At 56.5% G+C, this 11,565-nt stretch carries 9 protein-coding genes and 1 other RNA gene; 7 read left to right on the plus strand and 3 right to left on the minus strand.

The window, feature by feature from the left end:
• The first annotated feature begins 744 nt into the window (after positions 1-744).
• Positions 745-2,484, plus strand: a complete 1,740-nt coding sequence (locus ACM6IQ_RS09955; RefSeq protein WP_414878636.1) for a DUF262 domain-containing protein — start codon at positions 745-747, stop codon at positions 2,482-2,484.
• Positions 2,485-2,667: 183 nt separating this feature from the next.
• Here the strand turns inward: ACM6IQ_RS09955 and ACM6IQ_RS09960 are convergent, their stop codons facing one another.
• Positions 2,668-3,051: a hypothetical protein gene (locus tag ACM6IQ_RS09960; RefSeq protein ID WP_226298892.1), complete on the minus strand. Its 384-nt coding sequence runs from the start codon at positions 3,049-3,051 to the stop codon at positions 2,668-2,670.
• A gap of 370 nt (positions 3,052-3,421) precedes the next feature.
• Here ACM6IQ_RS09960 and ffs point away from each other — a divergent pair.
• Positions 3,422-3,518: signal recognition particle sRNA small type (gene ffs / locus ACM6IQ_RS09965), an RNA gene on the plus strand.
• A gap of 184 nt (positions 3,519-3,702) precedes the next feature.
• On the opposite strand, the gene ACM6IQ_RS09970 is transcribed toward ffs, so the two are convergent.
• Complete coding sequence (locus ACM6IQ_RS09970; protein ID WP_017337518.1) at positions 3,703-4,017, minus strand: helix-turn-helix domain-containing protein; 315 nt, start codon at positions 4,015-4,017, stop codon at positions 3,703-3,705.
• Positions 4,018-4,433: 416 nt separating this feature from the next.
• On the opposite strand from ACM6IQ_RS09970, the gene ACM6IQ_RS09975 reads away from it, so the two are divergent.
• Positions 4,434-6,122, plus strand: a complete 1,689-nt coding sequence (locus ACM6IQ_RS09975; protein WP_414878637.1) for a putative bifunctional diguanylate cyclase/phosphodiesterase — start codon at positions 4,434-4,436, stop codon at positions 6,120-6,122.
• A gap of 46 nt (positions 6,123-6,168) precedes the next feature.
• Here ACM6IQ_RS09975 and ACM6IQ_RS09980 read toward each other — a convergent pair whose 3' ends face one another.
• A complete protein-coding gene (locus ACM6IQ_RS09980) occupies positions 6,169-6,906 on the minus strand; it encodes a substrate-binding periplasmic protein (RefSeq protein ID WP_414878638.1) in 738 nt (245 codons plus the stop codon).
• 142 nt (positions 6,907-7,048) lie between these two features.
• On the opposite strand from ACM6IQ_RS09980, the gene dnaX reads away from it, so the two are divergent.
• The 4 genes from dnaX to recR all read left to right on the plus strand — a co-directional run bounded on the left by dnaX (position 7,049) and on the right by recR (position 11,526).
• Positions 7,049-9,142 carry a DNA polymerase III subunit gamma/tau gene (dnaX, locus tag ACM6IQ_RS09985; RefSeq protein WP_414878639.1) on the plus strand — a complete coding sequence of 698 codons (2,094 nt, stop codon included), beginning with the start codon at positions 7,049-7,051 and terminating at the stop codon, positions 9,140-9,142.
• A gap of 68 nt (positions 9,143-9,210) precedes the next feature.
• Positions 9,211-9,549, plus strand: a complete 339-nt coding sequence (locus tag ACM6IQ_RS09990) for a YbaB/EbfC family nucleoid-associated protein (protein WP_008028561.1) — start codon at positions 9,211-9,213, stop codon at positions 9,547-9,549.
• Positions 9,550-9,823: 274 nt separating this feature from the next.
• Positions 9,824-10,858: an NADP-dependent oxidoreductase gene (locus ACM6IQ_RS09995; protein ID WP_017337522.1), complete on the plus strand. Its 1,035-nt coding sequence runs from the start codon at positions 9,824-9,826 to the stop codon at positions 10,856-10,858.
• Between the two features lie 65 nt (positions 10,859-10,923).
• Positions 10,924-11,526 carry a recombination mediator RecR gene (gene recR, locus ACM6IQ_RS10000; RefSeq protein WP_017337523.1) on the plus strand — a complete coding sequence of 201 codons (603 nt, stop codon included), beginning with the start codon at positions 10,924-10,926 and terminating at the stop codon, positions 11,524-11,526.
• Positions 11,527-11,565 lie beyond the last annotated feature (39 nt).

Genomic DNA, 11,565 nt, shown 5'->3' on the forward strand with positions numbered 1-11,565 from the left:
CTGTCAGGTATGGTCTTTGGCGAGACAATCCACTACGCCCCTATATCTGCAGGCTCACCAACGCTCGCTTGCCCTGATTGGTGGAGTCAGCCCGTCCTTATTCGTGATGACGCGCCATACACCCGGGGAGATGTCGTTCGAGCTGCCGCTCACAAGGATGGCGGCGCTCACGTCGATGAGCCAGATGTACACCTTAAAGCCCTCCGAGAAGGTTTCTGGATGAAGGAGTGGAGGGACGCCCGTGGACTGAAGGTACGTGAGTCTATAGGGGACACTCACTTCAGGATGTTGCGTCGGTTTGCCGACGAGCTACTTCATAGCCCTAATCTACTCGCCTTGATAACGTGACTGAAAGCCCGACCAACACTCCAGTTGGGCGGGAGTAGATGCATAGCACCCCAAGTAAATAATCTTCGCTAGGCAAGTTGCTAAAACAGGTGTGAGGGGAAGCGTATTTGTCACCTTACTTTCATAGTGTGTTTATCATTTTTGCCTAAAAGTAATCCGTATCAGATATGGGTTGCTATGCTTATTATTCTATTAGATGTTGGTAGTGACTTGTGATGTTACGTTGCGGGTAGCAAATAAATTTACAGTTATGGTGTGCAGTCCTGGCTGTTAGGTGGGTTCACGTATTTTCGGTGCTGGCTGGTAACGCGATTTTGCTTGCGTGCATCCTTGAGAATTGGGTATTGTCTGGCCCATTGGGTCGGTCAAAATTAATTTTCTAGATAAGGATTTTTTATGTCGGAGTGGATAACAGACAGTCAGGATGAACAAAATTTTGAAGGCCTTTTGCGAGATGCGGATCAAATTCATATTCCGATATTTCAACGCAGTTATGTTTGGAGGCAGAAGCAACTTTCTGAGTTGCTGGCTGACATAGATCAAGTTAGATCTGAAGTCGAGGAAACTCAGTTCATGGGGGCGATCGTCGCTTATGAGAAGCCACGCAGCGGGAATACAGTTGGTCGTATGCGTGCTTTAGAGATAGTTGATGGGCAGCAACGTATACTGACTTTATATATTTTTGTGATGGCGGTAGTAGAGTGTATTGCTCCGATTGATAAGGAGGAAGCTCTTGAGCTGGTGCGAGAGTACCTCCTCCTGGCTCCTCGACGAGGCCTCGATATCAATACACGAGTTGTTCCTGCCTTTGCTGATCGAAGTCAATTTCGAATTATTTGGGATCGGATCAATAGCCCCTCTGTTTTACAGAGCGAATTATCGGAAATGCAACTACATTTGCCACCTCCGAGTGGTGAGGCAGATGGTGATCTTGTAACTCAGTACTACCGAATACTTAGGCATCTGAGAGCTGAATCGCATGCGGACCTCGATGAGGCCGGAAATTTTCTACGTGAGACGGTTGCTGTCGTCACTCGCCATCTCTCGTTTGTACACCTTAAACTCACTGATGCTTCGGCAGCGACAAAGATTTTCGAAAGGCTAAATTTTAGAGGTGTTAAAGTTGGAGTCGTGGACTTAGTTAGGAATGAAATATTTGCAAGCTTAGCAGATAATCAAATTAAGGCGCAGCGCATTTTTGATCATGTGTGGAGACCCTTTGAAGAGGCATTTGTTGGTAGGGCTGAGTATTTCTTTTTTCCCTATTGCCTAATTCAAGATAGTAATACAAGAAAGTCGGAGCTTTTTATGCAGCTTAGGGCTTCTTGGAAGGGACTGACTCCCGAGCAGATGATTAAGGATATGAAGCCCCTTCAAGGTCCGTTTTTAGCGATTGACCAGACAGGGCATCAGCCAGGGAGCAAAGAGATTTCCAAACGCCTTGAGCGCTTGGTGAGATTGCGTCGTCCTGCTTCAATATACCCGTATGTTATGTCTATGCTACTTGCATTCGAGGACGCTTCTATAACTGAGAAAACGGTCGTAGATCTGCTCGATGCATTAGAGTCTTTTCTAGTAAGGCGAGCTATAGTAGGGTTAGAGCCAACGGGGCTGCATGCCGTATTCAAAGGTCTCTGGTTGCAGATGAAGAAACATACCGTTAGTGAGTTTAAGCGGCAGATTAAAATTAGGCCTACTATACAGTGGCCGAATGATGCGGATGTAAGGGGTGCGGTTGAGAAGCGAGCGCTCGGTCGGGCGAATATCTGTAGCTATCTTTTAGTTGAATACGATCGTGATATGAAAGGAGACAATCCGCCGTTGTCACCTACCATTGAGCATGTTTTACCCCAGACCCTGAGTGAAGATTCTGAATGGGCGAATCTTTTTACCAAAGAACAGCATAAGCAGATGAAGGATCTATTGGCGAATGTCGTACCGCTGTCCTCACCGCTTAACTCCTCTCTTCAGGATTCACCGTACTCCGTTAAAAAGACTAGATATAAAAAAGAGTCGATGTTTACCACCCCTAGGGATTTAGCTAGTAAGTGGTCAAGTTGGGGGCCGAAGTCTATCGAGCAACGGTCTAAAATTTTGGCCGAATGGGCAGTGTTCCGTTGGTCGCAGTCGTTGTAACGTATTATGGAGGAAGAGAAATTATCTAGCAGAGGTTTTATCCCTGTCGTAGACGCGAAACTTCGTCCGAAGACAACTACTTGTTGTCGAAACCATCAAGCCGCCTCCTAAAAATAAAATGAGGCTTTAGGTAACGAGTGCCCGGCGGCGAGCTGGGCATCTCAACCTTGTGGGTGTCGCAACTCAGCCTTTAACTGTGTTGAAACCGCCATAGGTTTTGTTTGCTGGGGCGGGTGACTTCCACCCGGTTCGCCACAGATTACGATTCGCGGTGGCATTTCCGTCATGCTTGTACTTTTGCTCCGCTCCTTTGGCCATCAGGTGAGCTGGCAGTACGATTAAGCCGGTCTTGAGATACTCGACCAGTAATGCCCTCGCCTGAGAAATTACCTTCTGCCTTTTCACGTTACCATTTCTTGCTGCAGTGGTTGCTGATCCATTCATTTGCATGCCCTTATGCCTGCATAGCTTGAACAGGAGGCGGTGGGCGTTTTCGGAGCCGGTGATCCGAACTCCGGCAACAGTTAGCTCATCGATCACTGCTTGAAAGGGATGTTGTCCGCTCACATCGATTTTCCTTATGGTTGATTCAGATAACGAGTTTCATGCGACCCAAAGTGGCCGCATTCGATTGCCTGTGTAACCCAACCATTGGTATCTATAAAACGAAAAAAAATAATGCCGGAACCGGATATATTTCCTGGTTGTAATAGGATTTTATTTCAATGCCGAACGGTCTAGGTCCTAGACTCTTATGGTACAAAAGTGGGGCATAAGAGTGGTACAGGCGGTTGCCAAGCGCACACCTTGCTGATTTACAATACCGTCATCAATCATGTCCGCGTCAGGGGTGTGAAGAACCAAGAATAAATGCGGCCTTGCTTTTGTCTTTGATTTATAAAGCCTTTTAGACAGGTGAGCGTCGTTATGGTGACCCCATCGGTCCCCCCGCAACGATTACCCGTGAACCTGGTCAGATCCGGAAGGAAGCAGCCACAGCGGGAACATTGTGTGCCGGGGTGTGGCTGGTGGGGTTGCCTCCATAACGCCTCGCGAGCCTTCTCTCGCGTTATCCATCAAAAAAACCGTCTTGTCGCTCTGCCATGGATTTCATCCAGGGCGGATTTTCGTCGTTTGGGTTTTTGAAAAGCGGACGCAAAAAAAGGAGGCCGACCTGTCGAATCACGACAAGTCGGCCTCCTTTTTTCATTTCTGCCACTAAGGCTTGGACAAGGCCTGGTCAACCGCTGCAATCAGCTTTCCCAGATCCTTCGGGGTGGCCTTGTGTATGACTGCGAACAGGTACGCCCGCTGTTCGTCTTCGTCGCCCATATCTGCGAAAAAGGCTTTCAGCTTCACGTCCAGCACGTCGGCAAGCAGGAACAGAGCTTCCACGCTGGGAGTGTAGGTGCCGGTTTCGAAGCGGCTGATGGTTTTGGGGTCAAAACCGGTTTTTTCGCCGAGTTCAGCCTGAGTAAGCCCCGCGACCTTGCGGTAACGCCGGATGGCTGGACCCAAACTTGAAATTTGCATCGCTCAATTCCCATTTAGAATCAAGAACTTAACGATAGATTTTTGCATTAGACAACTGCATGATCCATCACCTTGCTTTGCAAAATGTGATGCATTTCGTAGAATCGCCGATCCAAAGGGGTATTCGGTGATCTGTTTTCGGAAGTTCGGCTGATATGGATGAGCCCGCATTGCGCTCCTGCGAGCGGTATGCGGAGCCGTGATGCGATCCTGAGGCCTTGCAAAATGTTACCGAAATCGTTGTTCCTGCCCTTTATCAGGGTCTTTGAGCCTAGTTGATGTTCGGCTGCCAATGGGCCATCAATCGCTGTAAATGGAGTGATCACGTGGCTCTGCGCAGGACGATTCAAAACATCTCTTCCGGGCATTGTGCGCTGGTCGAGCGGTACCACCGCTAGCGACAGTGAGCCTGACTCATGGATGAGAAATACCGCAGGGCCGTGGATGCCGCCGCCATTTTTTCCGAGACGGACCTGACCGGCCGGATTACCTACGTCAACGATCAGTTTTGCGCCGTATCCGGCTATAGCCGCGACGAACTGCTCGGGCAGAACCATCGCCTGCTCAACTCCGGTCTGCACTCCGCTGATTTTTTTGCCGGGATGTGGCGCACCATCGCGTTGGGCAATGTCTGGAAGGGCGAGATCTGCAATCGCGCCAAGGATGGCCGTCTGTATTGGGTTGAAAGCACGCTGGTGCCGGTGCTGGATGACGCCACCGGGCGTATTCACCGTTACCTGGCGATTCGCTTCGACATCAGCGAAAAACGCCAACTGTTGCATTCCTTGCAATGGCGAGTCGGCCATGACGTGCTGACCGGTCTGCCCAACCGCGCGTTTCTCTCGGATCTGCTGGATCAGGCGCTGGCCTTCTCCCGCGAGGAAAACATTCCGCTGGCGGTGTGCATGCTCGACCTCGACGGCTTCAAGGCGGTCAACGACGGCTACGGGCACGCCAGTGGCGATTTGCTGCTGGTGGAGGTGGCCAAGCGTCTGCGCGACATCGTTCGCGGCGAGGATGTAGTGGCGCGGCTCGCCGGTGACGAGTTCGTGCTGGTGTTGCGTTATGTGCGTGATGTGCCGGAGCTGCGTGCGGCGCTGATCCGAGTGCTGGGGGCGATTTCTGCACCGTACGCGCTGCAGGGCAAGGTCTTGAATGTCTATGCCAGCATCGGCGTCACCCTGTTTCCCCACGACAATGAAGATGCTGAAACCTTGCTGCGTCATGCCGATCAGGCCATGTACGTGGCCAAGCAGAGCGGGCGCAATCGCTTCCATTTGTTCGATGTGTTCCGGGATCAAGAGGTCAAGGCCACTCACCAGACCGTCGAACGCGTACGCCAGGCGCTGGCCGCTGGTGAGCTGTGCCTGTATTTCCAGCCCAAGGTCAATATGCGTCATGGTGTTGTCGTTGGCTTCGAGGCGCTGTTGCGCTGGGAACACCCGCAAAACGGTACGGTGCCGGCCCGGGAGTTTCTGCCGCTGGTGGAGGAAACGGACCTGATCATCGATATTGGTGAATGGGTGATGGATCAGGTGTTGCTGCAGCTGGATCGCTGGCAGCAAGCGGGGCAGAGCTGGCCGATCAGCGTCCACATTGCCGCCCGGCATTTTCAGCGGGCCGATTTCGTCGATCGCCTCAGCCAGATGCTCGCCCGGCATGCCCGGGTCGCGCCGCAGATGCTCGACCTGGAAATCGTCGAGTCGGTGGCCATCGAAAACATCCAGCATGTCAGCGCTTGTTTGCAGGCCTGTCAGGCCCTCGGGGTGCAGTTTTCATTGGGTGACTTTGGCACCGGGTACTCATCGCTGAGCTACCTCAAGCGCTTGCGCACCCAGACCATCAAGATCGACAAGTCGTTCATCCGCGACATTCTGCATGATCACGATGACCTGGCCCTGACCACGGCGGTCATTGGCCTGGCCCGGGCGTTTGGCCGGCAGGTGATCGCCGAGGGGCTGGAAAGCATTGAGCATGGTGAGCGGCTGTTGCAACTGGGGTGCGAGGTTGCCCAGGGCTATTTCATCGCCCGGCCGATGCCGGCAGCGGAGGTGCCGGAGTGGGTCGAAGGGTTTGTTGCGCCGCAGCAATGGCGGGGGGCTTGATCAAATCTCCCGACTTCGTTTGTCAGGCATGTGGGAGCGAGCGGTTTCAGGGTTTACCAACATAAAGCCGGATGATGTCATCGATTTCCCCGGACATTTTCATCCTCAGCAAGGTGCGCAGGATTCGCTGCACCGGCACTTTCGGATCGTTGCGCACGTAGCAACCGACACTTTGCTCCTGTAGCACCGCCACGCCTTGCAGTTGCCGCTCAGGCAGCAAGCGTTGATTGAACCAGTCCAGTGTCCACTGGTTACTCACGGCATAGCGATAGCGTCCGGCCAGAAGCTTTTCCAGCACTTGTTCCTGGTTGCGCGCGTCTTCGCGAAGCAGGTGGCTGGCGTCAAACAGCGGTTGCAGGGTCGGGTAGCTGTAACCGAGCACCGTACCGATGGTTTGTCGCGGCAAGTTTGCCGGAGTCACCGCGATCTCCGGTTGTCGCCGGCTGATCAGCACGTCGGGCTGGGTCCAGAGTGGAATGCTCCAGAGGTAGTCCCCTGACTGATTCGGCAGCCACGATTGCGCGGCATAGCAGCGGACATCGACCTCGCCGTGTTCCATTGCGCCTTGCACCCGCGCTCGGGGCAGTACGTGAAATTCGGCCGGAACGCCGACCTGGGTGGCGAGGCTGACCATCACGTCATGCAGGATGCCCTGGGTCGGCTGGCCGCGCTCCAGTTGCACCATCGGCATCGCCCAACTATCAGGCACCACGAAGCGCAACGGCGTTTCGGCAGCCGCGCCGTTCAGACTCATCAACAGCAGTGCCCCCAAGGCCAGCCGCATAAACGCTCCGGTACTGATGAAACCCGAGCCGATAAAAGCCCCAAAGTGCATCTTAGCCAGATTAGACGAGCGCGCCGGATGCAATTTTGGCCTTGCTCCGCTAGCATTAGCCGCTTGTGTTCCTTCGTGGCGACGGTTTTCGATGAGTTATCAGGTTCTTGCACGTAAATGGCGTCCGCGCTCGTTCCGCGAAATGGTCGGCCAGACCCATGTGCTCAAGGCTCTGATCAATGCCTTGGACAGCCAGCGGCTGCACCACGCCTACCTGTTTACCGGGACGCGCGGGGTCGGCAAGACCACCATCGCGCGGATCATCGCCAAATGCCTGAACTGTGAAACAGGTATCACTTCGACGCCCTGTGGCGAGTGCTCGGTGTGCCGTGAGATCGATGAAGGCCGCTTCGTCGACCTGATCGAGATCGACGCCGCGAGCCGGACCAAGGTCGAGGACACCCGTGAGCTGCTCGATAACGTGCAGTACGCCCCTAGCCGCGGGCGCTTCAAGGTCTACCTGATAGACGAAGTGCACATGCTTTCCAGCCATTCCTTCAATGCGCTGCTGAAAACCCTTGAAGAGCCGCCGCCCTACGTCAAATTCATTCTGGCGACGACTGACCCGCAGAAACTTCCTGCAACCATTCTTTCGCGGTGTCTGCAGTTCTCCCTGAAAAACATGACCCCGGAACGTGTGGTCGAGCATTTGACCCACGTGCTGGGCGTCGAGAACGTGCCGTTCGAAGACGACGCGCTGTGGCTGCTGGGCCGCGCCGCCGATGGCTCGATGCGCGACGCCATGAGCCTCACCGATCAGGCGATCGCCTTCGGTGAAGGCAAAGTCATGGCCGCCGACGTGCGGGCAATGCTCGGCACGCTTGATCACGGCCAGGTGTATGACGTTTTGCATGCGCTGATCGAAGGCGATGCCAAGGCGTTGCTCGAAGCCGTGCGTCATCTGGCCGAACAAGGCCCCGACTGGAATGGCGTGCTCTCGGAAATTCTTAACGTATTGCACCGTGTCGCCATCGCCCAGGCCTTGCCTGAAGGCGTCGACAACGGCCACGGCGACCGCGACCGAGTGTTGGCGCTGGCCCAGGCCTTGCCGGCCGAAGACGTGCAGTTCTACTACCAGATGGGCCTGATCGGCCGCCGCGACTTGCCGCTGGCGCCGGATCCGCGTGGTGGGTTTGAAATGGTCCTGCTGCGAATGCTGGCGTTCCGGCCCGCAGACACCGAAGACGCACCGAGGCAACCGCTAAAGCCAGTGGGGATCAGCCAGGCCACAGTTGATTCCGCAAACTCAGTGGCTGCCGCGCCGGTTGTTGCGCCGGTAGTCGCTGCGGCAGTTGCACCCGTCGCTGCGGCAGTTGCTCCAGCTCCAGCTCCAGCTCCAGCTCCCGCTCCCGCTCCCGCGCCGGTCGCGCCCGTTGTCGTGCCTGACCCGGTTATCGTGCCCGAGCCCGTCGCGGTTGAAGCCGTCGTCGATCTGCCATGGAACGACCCGGTGGAGCCCGAAGTCGTTCAGCAGCCAGCCGTCGAGCCGGTGCTGGAAACAGCCGGCGAACAACCCGAATTGCCCCCGATGCCGTTGCCGACGCCTGACAGCGTTGTGCCAGACGCGCCGGAGTGGGCCGCTGCGCCTATCCCCGAGCCGTCCGTGGCCGACGTCGACGCCGCTACCCCGGGCGTCGACTCCGACGACGAGCCGCCGCTGGACGAGGATTACATCGAGCCGGACATGGATTCGGCTTACAGCTACCTCGATGAACTGGCGAGTGAACATACTGCCGAACCAGCACCGGAGCCCGAGCCTGAGCCAGCCGCCATGCCTGCTACCGGCCTGGCCCTGCAATGGCTGGAGCTGTTCCCGAAACTGCCGATTTCCGGTATGACCGGCAGCATCGCCGCCAACTGCACGCTGATCTCCGTGGAGGGCGACCATTGGCTGATGCACCTGGATCCGGCCCACAGCGCATTGTTTAACGCGACGCAGCAGCGTCGTCTCAACGATGCGTTGAACCAGTTTCACGGGCGCACGCTGACCCTGAGCATGGAGCTGATCAAGCCCGAGCAGGAAACCCCGGCCCAGGCTGCGTCCCGGCGCCGCGCCAACCGCCAGCGCGAGGCAGAGGAGTCGATTCACGGTGATCCGTTCATCCAGCAAATGATGCAGCAGTTCGGTGCGGTGGTCCGTAACGATACTATTGAACCTGTCGAAGCCCTGGCCAGTCAGGGCTAATAACTGAAGGCGTCCGGCCGCAAGGGCCGGGGCGCTGTTTTTATCCAAGTACTTTTGAGGTGATTCCCATGATGAAAGGTGGCATGGCCGGCCTGATGAAGCAGGCGCAGCAGATGCAGGAAAAAATGGCCAAGATGCAGGAAGAACTGGCCAACGCCGAAGTCACCGGTAAAGCCGGTGGCGATATGGTCACTGTGGTGATGACCGGTCGTCACGACGTCAAGCGCGTGACCATCGATCCAAGCCTGGTCGAAGGCCTGAGCGAAGATGACAAGGAAATGCTGGAGGCCGTGTTCGCCGCCGCCGTCAACGACGCCGTGCGCAAGATCGAAGCCAACAGCCAGGACAAAATGTCCGGTATGACCGCTGGCATGCAATTGCCACCGGGCATGAAACTGCCATTCTGATTCGCCAGGGCGCGTAGGATGAGCTAAAAAATGCCAGGCATTGCGCCTGGCATTTTTGTTTCTGCCTGATTTTGTAAATCCCTGTGGCGAGGGAGCTTGCTCCTCGCGGACCGGTCCGCGCTCGGGCGCAGCAGTCCCTTTTTTGAGGTCGCTTCGCGACCTGGCGGGAGCAAGCTCCCTCGCCACAATGAAAAGCAGAAACATCGAACGCGACACCGGCACAAAGGTCTGCTCCCCTATACCGCCGAATTCATCGATCAAAGGAGACGCTCACATGCCTGAAGCATTGACCCTCAACCAACGTATCGTTCTGGCCTCGCGCCCGGTGGGTGCACCGACGCCAGAGAATTTCCGCCTGGAACGGGAAGCGCTGCCGGACCTGGCCGACGGTCAGGTATTGCTCAAGACCCTGTTTCTGTCACTGGACCCCTACATGCGAGGGCGCATGAGTGACGCTCCGTCCTACGCGGCGCCGGTGGAAATCGACGAGGTGATGACCGGCGGGGCTGTCAGCCGGGTCGAGCGTTCGCTGAATCCCAAGTTTCACGAAGGTGATCTGGTCGTCGGCGCTACCGGGTGGCAGAGCCACAGCATCAGCGACGGCCGCAACATCATTCCGGTGCCGTCCGGGCTGCCGAGCCCATCGATGGCGCTGGGTGTGCTCGGCATGCCGGGCATGACCGCGTACATGGGATTGATGGACATCGGCCAGCCCAAATCCGGCGAAACCCTCGTGGTCGCTGCGGCGTCCGGTGCCGTGGGTTCGGTGGTCGGTCAGGTGGCGAAGATCAAGGGCCTGCGTGTGGTCGGTGTGGCGGGTGGCGCGGACAAGTGCCGTTATGTGGTGGATGAGTTGGGCTTCGATGCCTGCATCGATCACAAGAGCCCCGACTTCGCCAATGACCTGGCGCTGGCGTGTCCCCAGGGCGTCGACATCTATTACGAGAACGTCGGTGGCAAGGTATTCGACGCGGTGGTGCCGTTGCTCAACCCCAAGGCTCGCATTCCGCTCTGTGGTTTGATCGCGTCGTACAACGCCCACGAAGCCCCGACCGGCCCGGATCGCCTGCCGCAATTGCAGCGCACGTTGTTGACCAAGCGTGTGCGCATCCAGGGGTTCATCGTCTTTGATGACTACGGTGATCGCCAGCCGGAGTTTGTCAGCGCCATGGCGCCGTGGGTGCGCGACGGCAAGGTAAAATTCCGTGAAGACGTGGTCGATGGTCTTGAGAACGCACCCGAGGCGTTCATCGGTCTGCTGGAAGGACGCAACTTCGGCAAACTGGTGGTGCGGGTCGCGCAGGACTGAATAATTGACGCTCATACGAGGCGCGGGTATAAACCGCGTCTCGTTGTTTTGTCGGACGTTTCCCCATGAGCTTCAGCCCTTTGATTCGCCAACTGATCGATGCCCTGCGAATTTTGCCAGGTGTCGGTCAGAAAACTGCCCAGCGCATGGCATTGCAACTGCTCGAACGTGATCGCAGCGGTGGCTCGCGCCTGGCGTCGGCGTTGAGCCAGGCCATGGAAGGCGTGGGGCACTGCCGTTTGTGCCGCACGCTGACCGAAGACGACCTGTGCCCGCAATGCGCCGATACCCGTCGCGACGACACCTTGCTGTGCGTGGTGGAAGGTCCGATGGACGTCTACGCGGTGGAGCAGACCGGTTTCCGGGGGCGCTACTTCGTCCTCAAGGGCCATCTGTCACCGCTTGACGGGCTCGGGCCGGAAGCCATCGGGATTCCGCAGTTGCTGGCACGGATAGAAGAGGCGGGCACGTTTACCGAAGTCATCCTGGCGACCAACCCGACGGTCGAAGGTGAAGCCACGGCGCACTACATCGCCCAGTTGCTCAACAATAAAGGCCTGATCGCCTCGCGCATTGCCCACGGCGTGCCGTTGGGTGGCGAGCTGGAGCTGGTGGATGGCGGGACGTTGGCGCATTCGTTTGCCGGGCGTAAGCCGATAGCGCTGTAACCACATCAAAGTCAAAAGATCGCAGCCTTTGGCAGCGCC

Origin of the sequence: Pseudomonas sp. IT-P100, assembly GCF_949767185.1 — a bacterium.
Taxonomy (GTDB): Bacteria; Pseudomonadota; Gammaproteobacteria; order Pseudomonadales; family Pseudomonadaceae; genus Aquipseudomonas; species Aquipseudomonas fluorescens_B.

What these genes read in the sequence shown, in the direction of transcription:
- ACM6IQ_RS09980 (WP_414878638.1), bottom strand. Translation starts at nt 6,906, where the DNA reads ATGCGGCTGGCCTTGGGGGCACTGCTGTTGATGAGTCTGAACGGCGCG.
- ACM6IQ_RS09955 (WP_414878636.1), top strand. Translation starts at nt 745, where the DNA reads ATGTCGGAGTGGATAACAGACAGTCAGGATGAACAAAATTTTGAAGGC.
- ACM6IQ_RS09995 (WP_017337522.1), top strand. Translation starts at nt 9,824, where the DNA reads ATGCCTGAAGCATTGACCCTCAACCAACGTATCGTTCTGGCCTCGCGC.
- recR (WP_017337523.1), top strand. Translation starts at nt 10,924, where the DNA reads ATGAGCTTCAGCCCTTTGATTCGCCAACTGATCGATGCCCTGCGAATT.
- dnaX (WP_414878639.1), top strand. Translation starts at nt 7,049, where the DNA reads ATGAGTTATCAGGTTCTTGCACGTAAATGGCGTCCGCGCTCGTTCCGC.
- ACM6IQ_RS09975 (WP_414878637.1), top strand. Translation starts at nt 4,434, where the DNA reads ATGGATGAGAAATACCGCAGGGCCGTGGATGCCGCCGCCATTTTTTCC.
- ACM6IQ_RS09970 (WP_017337518.1), bottom strand. Translation starts at nt 4,017, where the DNA reads ATGCAAATTTCAAGTTTGGGTCCAGCCATCCGGCGTTACCGCAAGGTC.
- ACM6IQ_RS09990 (WP_008028561.1), top strand. Translation starts at nt 9,211, where the DNA reads ATGATGAAAGGTGGCATGGCCGGCCTGATGAAGCAGGCGCAGCAGATG.